This is a genomic window from Polaromonas sp. (assembly GCF_039932935.1).
Taxonomy (GTDB): Bacteria; Pseudomonadota; Gammaproteobacteria; order Burkholderiales; family Burkholderiaceae_C; genus Polaromonas.
Genome location: NZ_JBDTPB010000007.1, coordinates 1 through 19,843 on the forward strand (window position 1 = coordinate 1; position 19,843 = coordinate 19,843).

Consider the following 19,843-nt stretch of genomic DNA (forward strand, 5'->3'; position numbering starts at 1 on the left):
GGCCCTGGACCTTGGGCACGTTGGCTTGTAGCTGCTGGATGCGCTGGGGACCTGAGGGATGGGTCGACAGAAAGCTCGGCCCGTTGGCGCCACCGCCGGCCTGGCCCATCTTTTCCCACAGGCTCACAGCGGCTTGCGGGTTGTAGCCACCGCGCGCAGCCAGCTCCAGCCCCACGAGATCAGCGTCGGTTTCATCGTCGCGGCTGTAGCGCAGCGTCAGCAACTGGGTGCCGATGTTGGCGGCCACGTCGCCCAATTGCCCAAGGCCAAAGAGCTGCGACAGCGCGGACAGGCCCATGCTGGTGCCCTGGCTTTTGGCGATGCGGGCGCGCGCATGCTCGCGCAATGCGTGGGCCATTTCGTGGCCCATGATCATGGCAATTTCGTCGTCGCTGAGTTTGAGCTGATCGATGATGCCGGTGTAAATCGCGATCTTGCCGCCTGGCATGCAGAAGGCGTTGATCTGCTTGCTGCCGAGCAGGTTGACCTCCCAGTGCCACTGCTTGGCACGGTCGTTCCACTGAGCGGTTTGGGGCACCAGGCGGGTGGCAATGCCGCGTATGCGCTGAAGCTGGGGGTTACCGGCCGAAGCCAGTGCACCCTTGGACTTGGCCTCGGCCAGCAGCTTGGCGTATTCCTGCGTCGCCGCGGTTTCAAGCTCTTCCGCAGGGATCAGCTTGCGCATGCTCGACGCAGGCCCTACTTCGACCTGGGCCAGCAGCGGAGTGGTCACCGCCGTGGCGGCAGCGCCGCCAGCAGCCAGCAGAAACGCCCGGCGGCCAGCCCAGGCAGAGTTTTTGGCCTCGCATAAAAAGCACATGGGTGAATAATAGTCACAAATCAAAATGCCCATGTCAGACAAAACCCCCACCTCCGAACTGCCGGCGCCCACCACTGCACAGGGCGCAACGTCCACCGCCTCCACGCCAACCACCGCCAAACCCGCGTGGCGCGACGTGTGGCATGTGTACGCGGAAGCGGCCACGCTGCGCATGCTGTTTTTGGGGTTTTCCGCAGGGCTGCCTTTGTTGCTGGTGTTCGGCACGCTGAGCTTCTGGTTGCGGGAAGCCGGCATCGACCGCACCACCATCGGCTACCTGAGCTGGGTCGGGCTGGCCTATGGCTTCAAGTGGGTGTGGGCACCGCTGGTGGACCGCATGCCTATTCCGCTGCTCACACGCCTGCTCGGCCGCCGGCGCAGCTGGCTCCTGCTGTCACAACTCGTCATCGTGGCAGCGCTGGTCGGCATGGCAATGACAGACCCCAAGCTGGCCCTGCAACCCGTCGTGTGGTGCGCGCTGGCCGTGGCATTCGGTTCGGCTACACAAGATATCGCGCTGGACGCTTACCGCATCGAGTCGGCCGACACGCAGCGCCAGGCCGCGCTGGCCGCCGCCTACCAGACGGGTTACCGCATCGCGATGATCTGGGCCGGCGCCGGGGCGTTGTGGATTGCAGCGCGCGCCGAAGTCGTCGGCGATGCCGTCACTTACCAGCACGGTGCATGGCAAGTGGCTTACCTGGCCATGGCGGCCTCCATGCTGCTGGGCATGGCGACGGTGCTGCTGTCGCCTGAGCCGGTGCCGCGCCCGCTGGCGCCATCGCGCAACGCCGCCGAGTGGCTTAAAACCGCACTGGTCGATCCTTTCGCCGATTTCCTGCGCCGCTACGGCAAGCAAGCGCTGCTGATCCTGGCGCTGATTGCGGTCTACCGCATCAGCGACGTCGTCATGGGCATCATGGCCAACCCCTTTTATGTGGACATGGGCTACACCAAGGATGAAGTGGCTGCGGTGACCAAGATTTACGGCGTGGTGATGACGCTGGTCGGCGCCTTTGTTGGCGGTGCGCTGGCCATGCGTTTCGGTGTGATGCGCGTGCTGATGCTGGGCGCCGTTCTCAGCGCCGGCAGCAACCTGCTGTTTGCCTGGTTGGGCACGCGCGGTCACGATGTCAATGCGCTGATTTTCGTCATCTCGGCCGACAACCTCTCCAGTGGCATTGCCTCGGCCGCCTTTATTGCCTACCTGTCGAGCCTGACCAACATCAATTATTCGGCGACCCAGTACGCGCTGTTCAGCTCCATGATGCTGTTGCTGCCCAAATTTCTCGCTGGGTATTCGGGCAAGTATGTGGACGCTTTCGGTTACAGCCACTTCTTCACGGCCACAGCCTTGCTGGGCCTTCCGGTGCTGATTTTGGTGGGCCTGGCTTCCAGGCTAAAAACACCGCCAGGCCAGAGCGAATGAGCGCGAGCAGCTATTAAATTAATAGCGCATAGATTCGTGCGGGCAGACGCCCAGGGGAGTATGCTGGTGCTTTCTCCGCCGGTTTACCGTAACTTTACGGCGGCTTCAAGCGGGATTGTTGCGTGCAGCGCACCATGATTTCATTGTGATTCCCCCTTGGGGAACACCAGCCAACGAGGAGCAGCCATGACCCAACAGCTTTTGATGATCGAAGACGATACCCGCCTGGCCAATATGGTGGGCGAATACCTGCGCCAATCGGGCTACGGATTTACCCATGCGGCCGACGGCGCCGCGGGGCTGGCCGCCCTGGAAGGCGCTGCGCCTGACCTGGTCATCCTCGACCTGATGCTGCCCGACATGGACGGCCTCGAAGTATGCCGGCGCATCAAGGCCCAGGGCAGCGAAAACACCCACACTGCCGTGTTGATGCTCACCGCCAAGGGCGACCCCATGGACCGCATCGTCGGCCTGGAGATCGGCGCTGACGACTACCTGCCCAAGCCGTTCGAGCCGCGGGAACTGCTGGCACGTATACGGGCCGTGCTGCGCCGCGGCGGTGACACAGCCGCAGCCGCATCCACCGGTGGCCACAAGGTCATGCGCTTCGGCTCGCTGGAAATCGACCGTGATGCACGCACCGTCTCGGTGTCGGGCGCGCTCTGCGAACTGACTTCTTACCAGTTCGACCTGCTGGTCGCGCTCGCTGAGCGCGCCGGCCGCGTGCTGAGCCGTGACCAGATCATGGAGGCCGTACGCGGCCGCGAACTCGAGGCCTTTGACCGATCCATCGACGTGCACATGGGCCGCATCCGCAGCGCTATTGAGGCCGACGCAAAAGACCCGAAACGCATCCTCACCGTGCGCGGCGTGGGCTATGTTTTCGCCAAGCAACAGGACTGAAAAAGGATATGGCCATGGAGCTTCTGGAAATTCAATTGTCGGGATGCGGGACGAGGCGCCCGGAGCGCAGGACACCGGAATGCACTTCGGTGCATGAGGATTCCGCGCACCGCGCAACGACGCCATGCGCCCGAAAATTGGATTTATAGGAGTTCCATATGTGGGGTCGTTTTACTTCGCATCTTTATGTGCGAATCTGGCTGGCGGTTGTCGCTACCGTCCTGGTGCTCACCTTTCTGGTGGGCGCAGCCTGGCGCCTGAGTTCAGATCCTCCGCAACTGCCGATCCGCGAAGTCCTGGTTCACAACGAGCGAGGCGAAGTCATCGGCACCGCACAGACCAAGCCGGACCGCAAACTCGGTGATGGCCTCGAATTTGATGTGCTGACCAAAGACGGCCAGACGCTGAACCTGGTGTTGCCACGGCCCAAGCGCCCACCCGGCAGCAACTCGTGGAACCGCCCACCATTTGGCTTTGGCTGGATGCTGGTCGTGGTCGGACTGGCCGTGGCGCTGGGCGCCTATCCGGTCATGCGCAGGCTGACGTTGCGGCTCGAATCCCTGCAGCGCGGCGTGGAGCGATGGGGTTCAGGCGACCTGTCGGCCCGCGTCAATGCCGAAGGCACAGACGAGGTGGCCTTCCTGGCCAGGCGCTTCAACCACGCGGCTGAACGCATCGAAACCCTGATGGATTCGCACAAGTCGCTGTTGGCCAACGCGTCGCACGAGCTACGCTCACCGCTGGCCCGTATCCGCATGGGCCTGGAACTCATGGGCACTGACGCCGCCTCGCCGCAGCGCCAGGAAATTTCGCGCAGCATCACCGAACTCGACCAGCTGATCGACGAAATCCTGCTGGCCAGCCGGCTCGACGCCAAGCAAGCCGACGCCGAACCATTTGAAACGCTGGACCTCACAGGCCTGGCGGCCGAAGAATGCTCGCGCGTCAATGCGGAGCTGAGCGCCGAACTGGGCCAGAATTCCAACAGCCCTGGCGCCGGCCTGGGCGTGGACGCCGATAGCCACAGCCTGACGGTGCAAGGTTCTCCACGCCTGCTGCGCCGCCTGATCCGCAACCTGCTGGAAAACGCGCGGCGCTACAGCAACGGGGAGATCAGCCTGGAGTTGGCACAAGCCCGGATCGGGGCAAAACAGCTGGCCGTCATCAAGGTGCATGACCGCGGCCCGGGTGTGCCTGCCGAGCAGCGCGAGCGCATCTTTGAACCTTTTTACCGGCTGCCCGGCGCCAGTGAGCGTGAAGGCGGCGTTGGTTTGGGGTTGGCCCTCGTCAAATCCATCAGCCAGCGCCATGGCGGCAGTGTCCGCTGCGAAGCCCGGCCCGGCGGCGGTGCGACCTTTGTTGTGGAATTGCCGGTGGCCCATTCCAAAGCGTGAAATAAATCACGAAAATTGGGGCGCGGACCCTGAAATTTGAAGAATCTCCTCTATTTGGAGAATGGCTAATCCACACGCGATCCCCGATAGTCCTCCCGTTGCTGTCACAACAATTGAGGGACCAAGGGATAAAAATAACGTCGGTGAAGCATGTAGATGATCTCCCAACGATGCTCTTCCACACGGAAGAACTTTGCAAGAAGCCGCCGCAAGGTGGCTTTTTTTTGCCCGCAAAAACATGGCGCCCCGCGCTTTGATACCCTCAGGGGCTCAGCATTCACAGGAACACCATGAGTCTTGCCACGCCCACATCGACGGCGGCCCCCGCCACGTCCACCGTCCCCCAAGGTTTCTTCCCGTCCGCCGGGGACCGCATGCCGCTGATGTCGCGCGACGCCATGTCCACGGCGCAGCGCGAAGCCGCGGATGCGTTGATCGCCGGTCCACGCAAGGCCGTGTTTGGCCCCTTCATTCCGCTGCTGCGCAGCCCGCAGCTCATGGGCCGCGTCGGCGACCTCGGGGCTTACCTGCGGTTTGAGAGTGTGGTCGAGGCAAGAATCCGCGAGCTCGTCACCTGCGTGGCTGCGCGCCACACCGCCAACCAGTTTGAGTGGCTGATGCATGCGCCGCTGGCACTCGGCGCCGGCGTGGCCCAGGCAACGCTCGACGCCATCGCCGAAGGCCGGCAGCCACGCGAACTCGCAGCCGACGAGGCCGTCGCACTGGACCTGACTTTCGAAGTGTTGCGCCAGCACGGCTGCTGCGATGCCACGTATGCCGCCGCGGTAGCGGCATTCGGCGAGCAAGGCGTGGTCGAACTGGTCAGCCTCGCCGGCTACTTTGTGATGGTGTGCTGGGTAATGAACGTGGCGCGTACGCCAACCCAGAGCAAGCCGGGCTTTTCGCCGCTGGCGGCTTTCCCCGCCTAAGCAAGGGACTTGTTCAGCGCCTCCCTAAGCGCCGGAAGGCAGCGCCGCCAGAACCCGGTCGGCGCCGATGTCATTCAGGCAGCGGGTGTGCCCCAATGGGCACTCGCGTTCAAAACACGGCGCACAATCCAGCGGGGGCTGGTAGGCCGCATCGGCTTTGAGCCACAGCACGGTTGCCTTGTCGCTCAGGGGCGGCGTATGCAGCGGGCTGGATGACCCAAAAATCGCGACCTGCGGCACACCGAAAGCGGCGGCCACGTGCATGAGGCCCGAGTCATTGCTGATGGTGCTGTGGCTGGCGGCGATCAGGCACAGCGCCTGCACCAGCGAGGTCTTGCCCGCGAAATTCAGGCATTTTCCGGGCTGCGCGGCATTCACCGGCGCCGCGATCTCCTCGCACAGCGCTGCCTCTTTACCCGAGCCGAGCAGCACCACCGGCAAGCCCAGCCGGGCGGCGAGTTCTGAAAAATGGCGGGCGGGCCAGCGCTTGGCCGGGCCGTATTCAGCGCCGGGTGCGAACACGTGGTACCCACCGCGCTGCAGGCCCAGCTCAGCCAGCGTCTGGTCAATCTCGGCCGACGCCATCTGCAATTGCGGCCGGTCATTTTCGAGGCCGGCGCCACCGCTCAGCGCTGAATAAAAAGCCACCATGGGCGGCTTGTTCTTGGGGTTCTTGAGCCGGTGCGTGAGCAGCCCCACACGCGCCTCGCCAAAGTAACCGATGCGCTCCGGGATGCTGGCCAGAAAAGGCAGCAGCGCACTTTTCAGCGAGTTAGGCAGAACATAGGCTTTGTCGAAACGGCCCTCGATGCGCCTAGCAATCGCGCGACGCTCACGAAACTGCAGGCCGCCATGGGCAAAGGGAAACTCAATGACGTCGGCCACTTGCGGCATGGCGCGGTACACCGGCGCCACCCAAGGCAAGGCGCCTACCGTGAGACGCTCGCCACGCGCTTGCAGCCGCCGCAGCAGCGGCTCCGTCATCACCGCATCGCCTATCCATTGGGGAGCGATGATCAGTGAGTCAGGCATCAGGCACTCTCTTCCAGGGCCAGCGCGGAACCGGCTTTGCCGGGCCGCAGATGGCGCCCCCTTGAGGGGGAGGCGGCCGCAGGCCGCTTCGGGGATGGGTCAATGTCCACCAGCGCCGAAGTGTTCGCCGGCTTTCAGCGCGTAGACCGTGCCGCAATACGGGCACTTGGCCTGACCGGTGCGCGCCACATCCAGGTAAACCTTGGGGTGGCTGTTCCAGATTTTCATGTCGGCTTTGGGGCTGGGGCAATAGACGCCGCCCTGGGCATTCAGGTCGGAGGCCAGCAGCTCGACAGCGGAGGAAGAATGGGAGGTCGTCGTGGTCATAAAGTCCTTCTATCTAGTTAGGGACGCCGCCGCGCCGGGCCGCCCCAAGCAAGGCACGGCCCCCTCGGGGGGCAGCGCAGTACACGCAGTGACAAGCGTGGGGGCTCACACCTTCGCCAGCCAGTGGGCGTACCTGGGATTGCGGCCGTTGACGATGTCAAAGAACGCGCTCTGGATTTTCTCGGTGATGGGGCCGCGCGAACCGATGCCTATTTCAATGCGGTCCAATTCGCGGATCGGCGTGACTTCAGCGGCGGTGCCGGTGAAGAAGGCTTCGTCGGAGATGTACACCTCGTCGCGCGTGATGCGCTTTTGCACCAGCTCCAGGCCCAGGTCCTTGCAGATGTGCAGGATGGTGTTGCGCGTGATGCCGTTGAGCGCGCCGGCCGAGAGGTCGGGCGTATAGACCACGCCGCCCTTGACCACAAAAATATTTTCGCCCGCGCCTTCGCTGACAAAACCCGAGGCGTCGAGCAGCAGTGCTTCGTCGTAGCCGTCGTCCAGCGCCTCCATGTTGGCCAGGATGGAGTTGGTGTAGTTGCTCACCGCCTTGGCCTGCGTCATCGTGATGTTGACGTGGTGGCGGGTGTAGCTGGAGGTCTTCACGCGGATGCCACGTTTCATGCCTTCTTCACCCAGGTAAGCGCCCCAGGCCCAGGCGGCGACCATCAGGTGAATGGTGTTGCCTTTCGGGCTGACACCGAGTTTTTGCGAGCCGATCCAGGTCAGTGGGCGCAGGTAGCCGCTCTCTAACTTGTTCTCGCGCACCACGGCTTTTTGCGCCTCCATGACTTCTTCCATACCGAAGGGAATCTTCATGCGCAAAATCTTGGCGCTGTTGAAGAGGCGCTCGGTGTGCTCTTCGAGCCGGAAAATCGCCGTGCCGCCGCCATCCTGCTTGTAGGCACGCACGCCTTCAAACGCACCGCAGCCGTAATGCAGGGTATGGCTCAGCACGTGGATCTTTGCGTCGCGCCAGTCGACCATCTGGCCGTCCATCCAGATTTTGCCGTCGCGGTCTGCCATGGAAGGTGCTACTGGGGACATGATGGAATCCTGTAATGAAGTCGTGGAATGATTCTTGGCCATCGGAGGCGCCCGCCTGCCGACAAGCCCGGGGAGGCGGCGTAAACCGAAAGTCTGATTTTACGGTGCGGGCGGCGCAGCGCCCCCAGCCTCGGGTGAATCCGTCACCGCCGGGCGAAAGAGTTCATGGTGAGCCAGCTTGCCGCCCACAAACGTGCAGGTGACATGCGACTCGGAACCGTCCGTCCAGCGGAAAATTTCGGGCTGCTCATTCTTGGCAGACTGCAGAAGGCCCAGCGCACGCGTCATCGCGACAACATGCAACAAGGTCATGCCGGGTTTGAGCTTGGCGTTGAGCATGACGGCGCTGTCGACATAGCCGATGGGCCGGTTGGCCGCGCGCTTGAGCACCTGCATCATGCGGGTGAAATGCAGCAGCACCCACATCACGAGGACGCTGGCGGCGGCGGCCACACCGGCCCAGCCGTAAAAACGGTACGCCAGCACGACGGCGGCGACACCGGCCACGGGAACAATGATTTTCTGGAAGTTCATGGCCTTATTTTCGCAGCCGCCGGGGATGTCAGCGCTGCGGGGAGTGCGTAGCCCCATGAAAAAGCCGCCGAAAACCGCCGGCAAATGCCTTGCGACGCTTTTTCTATATGAAAATGGCCCGCAGCCCAATAGGAATGTGCGCAAGCAGCTATGTTTTTAATAGCATTCAGTCAGGTACCACGCTTTGCCCACCCGGTTGCCAACGCCTGTGCCCAGTCGGGGCGCCCACGGCTGAATGCTGCTTTGGATGCCGCCATATGGTCGTAGGGCACGGCGCGCAAGTCCACCCGCCAGCCCTGCTCGGTTTTTTCCACCACCGCGTAGCGCGCGTGCGGCACCCCGTTTTCCACCACATGCGGGTGGGGATGTTCGTCGCCATAGGCCTGCAGGCCGACGCTGCCGGGGTTGACGATGAGGGAATTGCCACACTGAACCATGCGCGGCACATGGGTGTGGCCGCAGAGAATCAGCGAAGGCAGCTGGGGGCCGATTTCACCAAGCCGCAGAAAAACTTCTTCAGCGGTGGCGGGCCGGATACCCGTCGGATGTGCCTCCGGAAAACCGGGCGCCGTGGTTTCCATCCAGTAGACCAGGTCGCTGCCGGGCGTTCCGTGGCACAACAAGACATCGCCGCCTGCCAGTTCCAGGCTCGCCGGCAGTGACCTGATCCACGCCACCTGCGCCGACGACAACTGGCCCGCCGTGTAGCCGTCGGTGCCGAATGGGTCGAGATGCTGGCCCTGATCCAGCAGGTCCAGCACCTGCCGCTCGTGATTACCGCGAATGGTGGTGAGGTTGCGGGCCATCAGCAGGTCGGCCGTTTCCGCAGGTTGCAGCGGGCCGCTCAGGATGTCGCCCAGGTTCACGGTCTGGTCAACGCCCTGCCCCGCAATATCCGCCAGCACGGCTTCAAGCGCCAGCAGGTTGCCGTGGATGTCGGAGATGACGGCGAGTTTCATGTCCCCGATTGTGCAACGCCTCAGCTCAGGCTGCGCACCACTTCCATGGCCTCTTCCACACGCTCGACAGCATGGATGGTCAGGCCTTCGATGGGCTTTTTGGGCGCATTGGCCTTGGGCACCACGGCCACGCTAAACCCGAGTTTGGCCGCCTCTTTCAGTCGCTCCTGGCCGCGGGGCGCGGGGCGTACCTCGCCGGCCAGCCCAACCTCTCCGAACGCGATAAAGCCTTTGGGCAGCGGCTTGCCGCGCAAAGACGAGGTAATGGCCAGCATCACGGCCAGGTCGGCGGCCGGCTCGCTGATGCGCACGCCGCCCACGGCATTGACGAACACGTCCTGGTCCATACAGGCCACGCCCGCATGCCGGTGCAGCACGGCCAGCAGCATGGCCAGGCGGTCGCGGTCCAGGCCCACCGAAAGACGCCGCGGGCTCGGCCCGCCGTTGTCGACCAGCGCCTGGATCTCGACCAGCATGGGGCGCGTGCCTTCCAGTGTCACCAGCACGCAGCTGCCGGGCACCGGCTCGCTGTGCTGGCTTAAAAAGATAGCGCTCGGGTTGGCCACGCCCTTGAGGCCCTTTTCCGTCATGGCGAACACGCCGATCTCGTTGACCGCGCCGAAGCGGTTTTTGATGGCGCGCACCAGGCGAAAGCTCGAATGTGTGTCGCCTTCAAAGTACAGCACGGTGTCGACCATGTGCTCGAGCACGCGCGGGCCGGCGAGCGCGCCTTCTTTCGTGACGTGCCCCACCAGCACGATGCACACGCCGCTGGACTTGGCTGCGCGCGTGAGGTGCGCCGCGCATTCGCGCACCTGCGCCACCGAGCCGGGCGCCGAAGTGAGCTGGTCGGAATACACCGTCTGAATCGAGTCGATAACCGCAATCGTCGGCTGGGTGGCCTCCAGTGTGGCGAGGATTTTCTCGAGCTGGATTTCGGCCAGCACCTTGACCTGCGAGCCGTCCAGCCCCAGCCGGCGCGAACGCAGCGCGACCTGCGCGCCGCTCTCCTCGCCGGTGACATACAGGGTATTGAGCCCCGCGCGCTGCAGCGAATCCAGCGCCTGCAGCAGCAGCGTCGATTTACCGATGCCCGGGTCGCCGCCGATCAGCACCACCCCGCCCTCGACGATGCCGCCGCCCAGCACGCGGTCCAGCTCTTCGTGCCCGGTGGGCGTGCGTGCCATGTCGGTGGCCTCGATGTCAGACAGCGTCGTCACCTCGGAGGCCTTGGCCAGGGAAGCAAACCGGTTTTTGACGGGGGACGTGTTTTCCGCCGCTGACTCGATCAGCGTGTTCCAGGCGTTGCAATGCGGGCATTTACCCAGCCACTTGGGGCTGATGCCGCCGCATTCGGTGCAGGTGTATATCGTTTTGTCTTTGGCCATGCGTGATATTACTGTATAAATAACCAGCCTTTGGGTTTTGGTCATGATGCGGGTTTCGTTCACGACGCGCAAGCCTCTCCCTCCCCTCCACACCTGCCATGCCTCACTTCACTCTTCACTACACCGCCAATCTGAACGCCCACACCGACATGGGCCATTTGTGCCAAAAGCTGGCCGCTACACTGGTCGCCCTGCGTACAGATGATGACGTAACGCCGCTGTTCCCCGTGGCCGGCACACGCGTCATGGCCTGGCCGGCGCCGCACTTTGCCGTGGCCGACGGCCAGCCCGATCGCGCCTTTATCTACCTGAACCTCCTGATCACCCCGGGCCGCAGCGAAGCCATGAGAAAGCGCGCCGGCGACGCCGTGCTGGCCTGCGCCAGTACGCACCTGGACGCCGTGTTTGCACGGCATGCTGTGGGCATGACATTGCAGATCGACGAAGGCGCCCCCGTGTATGAAGGCAAGCGCAACAACCTCGCCGCGCATCTGGACGCCGCCTGATCCTGCACAAAACCGCATCTTGCACAACAATGGCTTTTTTGCGCCCCGCCAGCGGCGCCATAGCCCCCAACAACTTCACGAGGACACACCATGAACATCTCTCGCCGCCAGCTTATCCAGTCGTCCAGCGCGGCTGCGCTGCTCGCAGGCATCGGCCAGCGGGCCTGGGCCCAGGCCATTGACAGCACCAGGGTGATCGCCGGCTTCGCGCCGGGCGGCACCGCCGACATCGTCTCGCGCCGCGTGGCCGACAAGCTGCACCCCGGCTACGCCAAAAGCGCGGTGGTCGAAAACAAGACCGGCGCGGGCGGGCAGATCGCCGTGCAGTTCGTCAAAACTGCCGCTCCCGACGGTGCCACGGTGCTGCTCACGCCGATGTCCATGCTGGGCATCTACCCGCACACCTACAAAAAACTGCCGTACGACCCGGTGGCCGACCTGACGCCTGTCTCGGCCGCGGCGATTTTTGACTACGGCTTTGCCGTCGGGCCCATGGTGCCGGCCAGCGTAAAGACCGTGCCGGACTTTCTCGCCTGGTGCAAGGCCAACCCCGGCCAGGCCAATTTCGGCTCACCCGCTGCGGGCTCGTCGCCGCATTTCATCGGTGCACTACTGGGCCGCGCCGGCAATGTGGACCTGCGCCACATCGCCTTCCGCGGCACGCAGCCTGCGGTGCTTGACATGATCGGCGGACAAATCGCCGCCGTGTCGGGCCCGACCGGTGAATTCACCCAGCACGTGGCGGCCGGCAAATGCCGCCTGCTGTCGACCAGCGGCCCCAGGCGCGGCAAGTTCACGCCGGGCACGCCGACGCTGGTGGAGCAAGGCTTCAAGGACCTGGCGTTCACCGAATGGTTTGGCTTCTTCCTGCCGGCCAAGGCGCCGCAAGACGTGGTGCAGCGACTGAACGCCGGCATCCGCTCGGCGCTGGCTTCGCAAGACGTAATCGACGGGCTGGCCGTGTCTTACCTGGAAGTTGCGCCCACGTCGCCGGCCCAGCTGGCGGCAATGCTCAAGGCTGATACCGATCTCTGGGGTCCCTTGGTCAAAGCCGTTGGTTTCACCCCTGAAGGCTAAATGGAGCCCCCACGCTTGTCGCTTCGCGTACTGCGCTGCCACCGAGGGGGCGCTGCGCCTGCGGCCCGGCAAAGCCGGTTCCGCGGCCCTGGCTGGATTTTCGGCTTGTTGTGGCGCACACGGAGTGAAATCACCTTGCTATTAAATAAGGAGCTGCTTGCGCTTGTCCTTATTGGGCTGCAGCCCGATTTTACTTAAGAAACGGAACCACGGATGAAGGTGTGCATTTACGGCGCAGGCGCCATTGGAGGCTGGATCGGCATGGGGCTGGCGCGTGCGGGCTGTAGCGTGAGTGTGGTGGCGCGCGGCGCCACGCTGGAGGCCCTTCAGTTACACGGCTTGCGTCTGAACCAGGCGGGCAAGGTCACGTCGCAGGCTGTGAGCGCCAGCGCCAGGCCGGCCGACCTGGGCGTGCAGGACCTCGTGGTGCTGGCCGTCAAGGCGCCTTCCTTGCTCGAAGTGGTGCGCCAGATAGCCCCCTTGCTCGGCCCGGACACCATCGTGCTGGCCGCGATGAACGGCGTGCCCTGGTGGTTTTTGCAGGGCTTCGGCGGCACGCTGGCCGGCCAGCGGCTGAAGTCCGTCGACCCGACCGGTGAACTGGCCCAGGCCATTCCGGCCAAACACATCGTCGGCTGCGTGGTGCATGCCAGCTGCTCGCTCGACGAGCCCGGCCAGGTGCACCACCACTTCGGCAACAAACTCATCATCGGCGAGCCTTCCGGCGAGAAAACCGCCCGGGTGCAGCAACTCGCGGAGCTGCTGGAGAAAGCCGGCTTTGAAGCGCCGGTGTCCGAGCAGATCCAGAAAGACATCTGGTTCAAGCTCTGGGGCAACATGACCGCCAACCCGATCAGCGCGCTGACCGGCGCGACCATGGACCGTGTGCTCGATGATGAGCTGGTGACCGGCTTCACCCACAGCGTGATGCTGGAAGCCAAGGAAATTGGCGCGCGCATTGGCATACCGATCAACCAGACCCCTGCGGAACGGCACGTCATCACGCGCAAGCTGGGCGCCTTCAAGACGTCCATGCTGCAGGACGTGGAGGCCGGGAAACCGGTCGAGCTCGACGCGCTGGTGACGGCGGTCAGGGAGCTTGGCGCCCTGACGCAGGTGCCCACGCCGTTCACCGATGCGCTGCTCGGGCTGGCCCGGCTGCAGGCTCGCGTCAAAGGCCTTTATTGACCTGCATGGATTTTTTCTCACTCACCTTTTTTCAGGAGACGACATGAAACATATCGGCGTTATCGGTGCATCGGGTCTTATGGGGCACGGCATTGCACGCAACCTGCAGGCCAAAGGCTTTCAGGTGAGCCTGACCATTCACCGCAACAAGGAGCGCGTGGCCGACCTGCTGGCCGCCGGCGCCAAACAGGCGTTCGGCCCGGCCGAACTCGGCACCTGCGACGCCGTGATCATCTGCGTGACCGGCTCACCGCAGGTGGAAGAAACCTTGCTGGGCTCCAACGGCGTGTTGTCCAAAGCCAGGTCCGGCCTGATCGTGATTGACACCTCGACCAGCGAGCCCGAGTCCACTCGCCGTCTGGCTGCCTTGTGCGCGCAGCATGGCGCCACGCTGGTCGATGCCCCACTGGCGCGCACGCCGGTAGAGGCCGAGCTCGGCAAGCTCAACACCATGGTGGGCGCCGAGCAGGCCGTGTTCGACAAAATCCGCCCGGTGCTGGCGGCCTACTGTGAAAACATCTTCCATGTGGGCGGCCCCAGCGCCGGCCATGTGATCAAGCTGCTCAACAACTTCATCGGCCAGGCGATCTGCACGGCCACCGCCGAAGCCTTTGCGGTGGGCGCACTGGCCGGCATTGAGCCGCAAAAGCTGGTCGACGTGATTTCCGCCGGCGCTGTGAACTCGGGCCTCTTCCAGGCCATGGCCAAGACGCTGGGCGGCGACTTCGCAGGCATCAAATTCGAACTCGACAACGCGCGCAAGGACTTGCGCTACTACACCCACCTTGCAGAGATGGTGAACGTGCCCTCCTACGTCGGCGAAGCGGTACACCAGAGCCTGGCCACGGCCAGCGCACTGGGACACGGCAAAGAATTCGTGCCGGCGCTGGTGAAGGCGCAGGAAAAGATCACCGGCGCAAAAATCACGCCGCAGTAAGGCGGCCGAAAGCGGCGAGCCCAGTGCCCGCCCTTGAAGCCATCATCACGGCCAAACGGGGCGCGATAGGGACGGCGCCGCCAAAGCCCCTACAGCGGCTTGGCGTAGACCTCCGCGCGCAGGTTTTCGGCCACCTGGTCATAAAGCCGCATGGCCGTGGCGTTGGTCTTGTGGGTCTGCCAATACACGCGCGTCGAGCCGGCGGCTTGCGCCTGCTCATATACCGCTTCAATCAAGGCCTTCCCCACGCCCCGGCCGCGTACCGATTCAGCAGTAAACAAGTCCTGCAAATAGCAGACCGGCTCTATGCGTGTGGTGCTGCGGTGATAGAGATGGTGGGTCAACCCCACCAGCTCTCCCCCAGATTCGGCGACCAGTGCGTGCACCGGTTCATACGCATCAAAAAAGCGCGACCAGGTCATGGCCGTGATGTCATCTGCCAGGGCGGTGGGGCCGAAGCGCCCGTAGAACTGGTTGTAGCCTGCCCAGAGCGGCAACCAGGCATTGAAGTCGTCCCTGCGAACGGTGCGTATGGTGACGGGAAGAGATGGTGCCATGGTGACCCTGCGTGATGCGATGTCTGTCGATGTATGGATGTGTAGATGGGTGGGGATGATCACTCAGGCCACTGTTCGTCGGGTTTCATGGGCTGCACGCCACTTCGCCTCTTGCGCACCACCACCGTGCGCGCCAGCTTGTCATGCCAGCCCTGCTTGCGCGCGTCAAAGCCGACCCAGAAGATGCCCAGGCCCAGCGGAATCAGCGCGACAAAGTAGCCCAGGTACCGGACCACCAGCTGCGTGGTGCCGGGGTTGTTGCCGGTGTTGGCGTCGACAATGCGGGCGCCGACAGCCATCTTGCCGGGAGTCGCCTGCCGCGCGATCCAGAACCACATCACGGCCATGGCGGGCAGGACCCAGGAGATCAGGAAATCGGCCGGCCCCTTGATGAAGTCCGTGCCGTCCCAGTACTCACCGCCATAAATCGCCGTCAGCGCCGGATAGATCAGCACGCCGAGGATGACGGTGTCGATGACGGAGGCCCAGACCCGTATCCAGAAACCGGCGTATTCCACATTCGATGATTCCATGCGCGTGCTTTCTTGGGTGACGAAGTTTTTAATGTGCCCCGGAGCCGCCGTGCAATGCCGGGCTGTGGCGCTGGTGCAGTTGACGCTCGATGCGGCCTTCCAGCAAACGCACCGAGCGCCGGTTCGACAGGCTCTTCATTCGACCTGAAAAGGAACGCGCGGGGCCACGGCGCACATCAGCTCATAGCCCACCGTGCCACCGGCTTGCGCCACTTCATCGATCGACAGCACCGCGCCGCCTGAGGCACGGCCCCACAGCGTGACTTCCGAGCCAATGCTCGCAGCGGGTACTGGCGTGAGGTCGACGGTGATCATGTCCATGCTGACGCGCCCCACCATGCGGGTGCGCACGCCGCCCACCAACACCGGCGTACCGGTGCTGCAGTGGCGCGGGTAGCCGTCGGCATAGCCGCAAGCCACGATGCCGATGCGCAGCGGACCGTCGGCGGTGAAGCTGGAGCCGTAACCCACCGTGTCGCCGGCCTTGAGCTCTTGCACGCCGATGATTTTGGACGACAGGGTCATCGTGGGCTGTAAATCCCATGCTGCCGCGCTGTGCTCGGGAAAGTCAGGCGCGCTGCCGTACACCAGGATGCCGGGCCGTACCCAGTCAGAGCGGCCGGCCAGCACATCGCCGTGGCGCAGGCTGGCCGCGCTGTTGCTCAGGGTGCGCTCTCCCGGCAGGTCGTGGGTCACGGCGTCAAACGCCTGGAGCGCCGCGGCAATCCCCTTGGGGCCGTCAGCATCGGAGAAGTGGGTCATCAGCGTGATTTCCTCGACCTGCGGCAGCGCGTTCAGGCGCGTCCAGGCGGCACGGTAACGCTCGGGGATAAACCCGAGCCGGTTCATGCCCGAGTTCATCTTGAGGAACACGCGATGCGGCAGCTGCGTCTTGTGGGCGGCCAGCATGTCGATCTGCTCGTTGCAATGAATGGTGTGCCACAGACCCAGGCGGGAGCACAGCTCAAGGTCGCGCGCGTCAAAACACCCCTCCAGCAGCAAGATGGGGCCGCGCCAGTCGAGCGCGCGCAGGCGCTGCGCCTCGGCCAGGTCCAGCAGCGCAAAACCGTCGGCACTGCGCAGCGCGTCAAAGACGCGCTCGATGCCGTGGCCGTAGGCATTGGCCTTGACGACCGCCCAGACCCGTGCATCGGGTGCGGCGGTGCGGGCACGGGCCAGATTGTGGGCGAGCGCTGCGGTGTGGACGGTGGCAAGAATGGGACGTGGCATGACGCAATGAGGGTTGGTTGACGGCGGGACGGCGGGACGGCGGCGGGGGCTCAGCACGATTCGCTAGGGCATATCGAGGGTCTTTAGGGATTCTGGCACCGGCCCCCATGCTATAAACCGGAATCGTCTGGAGACATTCACCCATATCCTGCCGCATCAGATCCACTGATGCATTGATGAAGTGATCACAACAGTTTAATGAAGCGCGGTTTTTACACCATCATGGCGGCCCAGTTTTTCAGCTCGCTGGCTGATAACGCCTTGTTTGTCGCCGCCGTGGAGCTGCTCAAGACCAGTGGCGCGCCCAAATGGCAGCCAGCGGCACTGGTGCCCATGTTTGCGTTGTTTTATGTGATTCTGGCGCCCTTCGTGGGCGCTTTTGCCGATGCGCGCCCCAAGGGCAACGTCATGTTCGTCAGCAATGCCATCAAGGTCATTGGCTGCCTGATGATGCTGTTTGGCTCCCATCCGCTGCTGGCCTATGCCATCGTCGGGCTCGGGGCGGCGGCGTATTCCCCAGCCAAATACGGCATCCTGACCGAGCTGTTGCCCGCGTCGCAGCTGGTCAAGGCCAATGGCTGGATTGAAGGGTTGACGATCTCGTCCATCATTCTGGGCGTGTTGTTGGGGGGCCAGCTGGTCGGGCACACGGTGTCCCGCTTTCTGCTGTCTTTTGATCTTCCCGTGTTTGACACCGGCATCGATACCCCCCCCGAAGCGGCCATCTCGGTGCTGATCGCGCTGTACATCATTGCAGCCTGGTTCAACACCCGCATTCCCGACACCGGCGTGGAAATGCGGCCCATGCCGCGCAACAAGCTCGAGCTGCTGCCCGACTTCTGGAACTGCAACTCGGCGCTGTGGCGCGACAAGCTGGGGCAGATTTCCCTGTCCACCACGACCCTGTTCTGGGGCGTGTCAGGCAACCTGCGCTACATCGTGCTGGCCTGGAGCGCCGCCGCACTGGGTTACAGCACCACGCAGGCCTCTTCTCTCGTCGGCGTGGTCGCCATCGGCACCGCTGTCGGCGCCGTGCTGGCCTCCATGCGCATGCGGCTGGACCAGGCCACCAGCGTGATGCCGCTGGGCATTGCCATGGGCGTGCTGGTCATTTTGATGAATTTCATCGGCAATGTCTGGGTGGCTGCGCCCTTCCTGATCCTGCTGGGCGGCCTGGGCGGCTTTCTGGTGGTGCCCATGAATGCGCTGCTGCAGCATCGCGGACACAACCTCATGGGTGCGGGCCGCTCGATCGCCGTGCAAAACTTCAACGAGCAGGCCTGCATCCTGAGCCTGGGCGCGTTCTACAGCCTTTCCACCGGCATGGGCCTGTCGGCCTTCGGCGCCATCACCGCTTTTGGGGTGGTGGTGGCGGGCTTCATGTGGCTGATCCAGCGCTGGCACAAAAGCAATTGCATCAAGCACAAGGAGCAGGTTGATCACCTGCTGAACATCGCCCGCAGCGACCAATCACACTGATGCCGGCGCGCGACAAGGCAAGCCACGCGGGGCCGTCTCCGTCTCCCGCCCCATTGGCGCAGGGTGAATCAAGCGCTTTGCAGCGCCACGGCGCCGGGGCCGCTGCGGCCCTGGTCCTCAATGCCTTTATCTGGGGTTGCTCCTGGTGGCCGTTCCGCCAGCTGCAGGGCCATGGCCTGCACCCGCTGTGGGCCACCGCCCTCGTTTACCTCATCGTGGTGATAGGGCTGACGCTGGTCCGGCCGCGGGCCTGGCGCGGCTTTTTTGCCCATCCCGAACTCTGGTTTCTGGCGGCCGCGTCAGGCCTCACCAATGTCGGCTTCAACTGGGCCGTGACCGTCGGCGACGTGGTGCGCGTCGTGCTGCTGTTTTACCTGATGCCCGCCTGGGCCGTGCTGGTGGCCTGGGTCATGCTGGGCGAAAAGCCCTCAGCGGCTTCGCTGCTGCGTCTGGTGCTGGCCATGGCCGGTGTGCTGATTGTGCTGAAGTCACCGGATTCACCCTGGCCGGTGCCCCAGGGCTGGGCCGACTGGCTGTCCATCATGGGCGGCTTCAGCTTTGCCGTGACCAACGCCGTGCTGCGCAAGTACCGGCACACACCCAGCGAGTCCCGCATGCTGGCCATGTTCGGCGGCAGCGGGCTGATGGCTGCGGCCGCTGCGCTGCTGGGCATGTCGCAGACACTGGTGCCCGCGCCCGCGCTGGCGATGGCCGGCATCCCGGTGGTGCTGGCACTCAGCGTCGGCTTCATGGCCAGCAATGCGGGCTTGCAGTACGGGGCGGCGCGCCTGCCCAGCAGCACAACCTCCATCGTCATGCTCACCGAGATCCTGTTTGCCAGCCTGTCGGCCGCGGCGCTGGGTGCCGCAGACATCACGCCGCGCATCCTGGCGGGCGGCAGCCTGATCGTGCTGGCCGCGGTTCTGGCGGCTTTGTCGCCGTCTGCCTCCGCCGAAGGGCCGGAAGGCGCAAAATCGCACTGAATCCACGCTGCAATACAGGAGACACCATGAGCACTTCCACCGTCTACGACTTCGAGGCACGCCAGATCAACGGCAAGGACATCCCGCTGTCCGAATTCCGCGGCAAGGTGCTGCTGATCGTCAACACCGCCAGCGCCTGCGGCTTCACGCCGCAGTTTGGCGGGCTGGAAGAGCTGCACAAGGCTTACGCAGGCAAAGGGCTGGCGGTACTGGGATTTCCGTGCAACCAGTTTGGCTCCCAGGACCCGGGACAGGACGGCGAAATTGAGCAGTTCTGCCAGGTCAACTATGGCGTGAGCTTTCCGATGATGTCGAAGATCAAGGTCAACGGCGCCGATGCGCACCCGCTGTACCAATGGCTTTCGGCCGAAGCACCAGGTCTGCTGGGCAGCAAGTCCATCAAATGGAACTTCACCAAATTCCTGGTCGGCAAGGACGGCCAGGTGATCCGGCGTTATGCGCCCACCGACAAACCGGCCGATCTTGCGAAAGATATTGAAGCGGCGCTTGCCGCCTGATTTTTAAGGCAAAAAGAGGCTGTAGCGCAGGTCGAACGTGCGCCACCAGCTATTAATTCGATAGCAACTTGTG

The 19,843-nt window shown here is 63.9% G+C and carries 21 protein-coding genes; 11 read left to right on the forward strand and 10 right to left on the reverse strand.

Features of this window, described 5'->3' with window-relative positions; genetic code table 11:
• A partial coding sequence (locus ABI546_RS00570) for a M48 family metallopeptidase (RefSeq protein WP_348043042.1) occupies positions 1–820 on the reverse strand: 820 nt, incomplete at its 3' end.
• A 31-nt stretch (positions 821–851) separates the two neighbouring features.
• On the opposite strand from ABI546_RS00570, the gene ABI546_RS00575 reads away from it, so the two are divergent.
• The 4 genes from ABI546_RS00575 (at position 852) to ABI546_RS00590 (ending at position 5,475) form a co-directional block, all read left to right on the forward strand.
• Positions 852–2,249, forward strand: coding sequence for an AmpG family muropeptide MFS transporter (locus tag ABI546_RS00575; protein WP_348043044.1), 1,398 nt, complete (start codon positions 852–854; stop codon positions 2,247–2,249).
• Positions 2,250–2,435: 186 nt separating this feature from the next.
• Complete coding sequence (locus ABI546_RS00580; RefSeq protein WP_348043046.1) at positions 2,436–3,152, forward strand: response regulator transcription factor; 717 nt, start codon at positions 2,436–2,438, stop codon at positions 3,150–3,152.
• Positions 3,153–3,310: 158 nt separating this feature from the next.
• Positions 3,311–4,546: an ATP-binding protein gene (locus tag ABI546_RS00585; protein ID WP_348043048.1), complete on the forward strand. Its 1,236-nt coding sequence runs from the start codon at positions 3,311–3,313 to the stop codon at positions 4,544–4,546.
• Positions 4,547–4,836: 290 nt separating this feature from the next.
• Positions 4,837–5,475 carry a carboxymuconolactone decarboxylase family protein gene (locus ABI546_RS00590; RefSeq protein WP_348043050.1) on the forward strand — a complete coding sequence of 213 codons (639 nt, stop codon included), beginning with the start codon at positions 4,837–4,839 and terminating at the stop codon, positions 5,473–5,475.
• A gap of 24 nt (positions 5,476–5,499) precedes the next feature.
• Here the strand turns inward: ABI546_RS00590 and waaF are convergent, their stop codons facing one another.
• From waaF to radA, 6 genes are all read right to left on the reverse strand, one after another.
• On the reverse strand, positions 5,500–6,507 hold the full coding sequence (gene waaF, locus ABI546_RS00595; protein ID WP_348043052.1) for a lipopolysaccharide heptosyltransferase II: 1,008 nt from the start codon (positions 6,505–6,507) through the stop codon (positions 5,500–5,502).
• A 99-nt stretch (positions 6,508–6,606) separates the two neighbouring features.
• Positions 6,607–6,834: a zinc-finger domain-containing protein gene (locus tag ABI546_RS00600; protein WP_348043054.1), complete on the reverse strand. Its 228-nt coding sequence runs from the start codon at positions 6,832–6,834 to the stop codon at positions 6,607–6,609.
• A 105-nt stretch (positions 6,835–6,939) separates the two neighbouring features.
• Positions 6,940–7,881 carry a branched-chain amino acid transaminase gene (locus ABI546_RS00605; protein ID WP_348043056.1) on the reverse strand — a complete coding sequence of 314 codons (942 nt, stop codon included), beginning with the start codon at positions 7,879–7,881 and terminating at the stop codon, positions 6,940–6,942.
• A gap of 99 nt (positions 7,882–7,980) precedes the next feature.
• Complete coding sequence (locus ABI546_RS00610) at positions 7,981–8,415, reverse strand: glycerate kinase (RefSeq protein WP_348043058.1); 435 nt, start codon at positions 8,413–8,415, stop codon at positions 7,981–7,983.
• Positions 8,416–8,585: 170 nt separating this feature from the next.
• Positions 8,586–9,374: a metallophosphoesterase family protein gene (locus ABI546_RS00615; protein ID WP_348043060.1), complete on the reverse strand. Its 789-nt coding sequence runs from the start codon at positions 9,372–9,374 to the stop codon at positions 8,586–8,588.
• A 20-nt stretch (positions 9,375–9,394) separates the two neighbouring features.
• Positions 9,395–10,762, reverse strand: a complete 1,368-nt coding sequence (radA, locus tag ABI546_RS00620; protein WP_348043062.1) for a DNA repair protein RadA — start codon at positions 10,760–10,762, stop codon at positions 9,395–9,397.
• Between the two features lie 98 nt (positions 10,763–10,860).
• Between radA and ABI546_RS00625 the strand changes: the two genes are divergently transcribed.
• The 4 genes from ABI546_RS00625 (at position 10,861) to ABI546_RS00640 (ending at position 14,470) form a co-directional block, all read left to right on the forward strand.
• Entirely contained in the window at positions 10,861–11,268 is a 408-nt protein-coding gene (locus ABI546_RS00625) for a 5-carboxymethyl-2-hydroxymuconate isomerase (protein WP_348043064.1), read from the forward strand.
• Positions 11,269–11,358: 90 nt separating this feature from the next.
• A complete protein-coding gene (locus tag ABI546_RS00630; protein WP_348043066.1) occupies positions 11,359–12,345 on the forward strand; it encodes a Bug family tripartite tricarboxylate transporter substrate binding protein in 987 nt (328 codons plus the stop codon).
• Between the two features lie 213 nt (positions 12,346–12,558).
• Positions 12,559–13,533 carry a 2-dehydropantoate 2-reductase gene (locus ABI546_RS00635; RefSeq protein WP_348043068.1) on the forward strand — a complete coding sequence of 325 codons (975 nt, stop codon included), beginning with the start codon at positions 12,559–12,561 and terminating at the stop codon, positions 13,531–13,533.
• A 43-nt stretch (positions 13,534–13,576) separates the two neighbouring features.
• On the forward strand, positions 13,577–14,470 hold the full coding sequence (locus tag ABI546_RS00640) for an NAD(P)-dependent oxidoreductase (RefSeq protein WP_348043070.1): 894 nt from the start codon (positions 13,577–13,579) through the stop codon (positions 14,468–14,470).
• Positions 14,471–14,559: 89 nt separating this feature from the next.
• Here the strand turns inward: ABI546_RS00640 and ABI546_RS00645 are convergent, their stop codons facing one another.
• The 3 genes from ABI546_RS00645 to alr form a co-directional block, all read right to left on the reverse strand.
• A complete protein-coding gene (locus ABI546_RS00645) occupies positions 14,560–15,027 on the reverse strand; it encodes a GNAT family N-acetyltransferase (protein WP_348043072.1) in 468 nt (155 codons plus the stop codon).
• A 59-nt stretch (positions 15,028–15,086) separates the two neighbouring features.
• Positions 15,087–15,560, reverse strand: coding sequence for an RDD family protein (locus ABI546_RS00650; protein WP_348043074.1), 474 nt, complete (start codon positions 15,558–15,560; stop codon positions 15,087–15,089).
• 135 nt (positions 15,561–15,695) lie between these two features.
• Positions 15,696–16,790 (reverse strand): alanine racemase, encoded by a 1,095-nt coding sequence (gene alr / locus ABI546_RS00655; protein WP_348043076.1) that lies wholly within the window; start codon positions 16,788–16,790, stop codon positions 15,696–15,698.
• A 198-nt stretch (positions 16,791–16,988) separates the two neighbouring features.
• Between alr and lplT the strand changes: the two genes are divergently transcribed.
• Genes lplT through ABI546_RS00670 form a run of 3 tightly spaced genes read left to right on the forward strand, consistent with a single transcriptional unit; the run spans position 16,989 to position 19,770 of the window.
• Entirely contained in the window at positions 16,989–18,269 is a 1,281-nt protein-coding gene (gene lplT / locus ABI546_RS00660; protein WP_348043078.1) for a lysophospholipid transporter LplT, read from the forward strand.
• Positions 18,269–19,252: a DMT family transporter gene (locus ABI546_RS00665; protein ID WP_348043080.1), complete on the forward strand. Its 984-nt coding sequence runs from the start codon at positions 18,269–18,271 to the stop codon at positions 19,250–19,252. The genes lplT and ABI546_RS00665 overlap by 1 nt, the downstream gene beginning before the upstream one ends.
• Before the next feature lie 26 nt (positions 19,253–19,278).
• Positions 19,279–19,770 (forward strand): glutathione peroxidase, encoded by a 492-nt coding sequence (locus ABI546_RS00670; RefSeq protein ID WP_348043082.1) that lies wholly within the window; start codon positions 19,279–19,281, stop codon positions 19,768–19,770.
• Positions 19,771–19,843 lie beyond the last annotated feature (73 nt).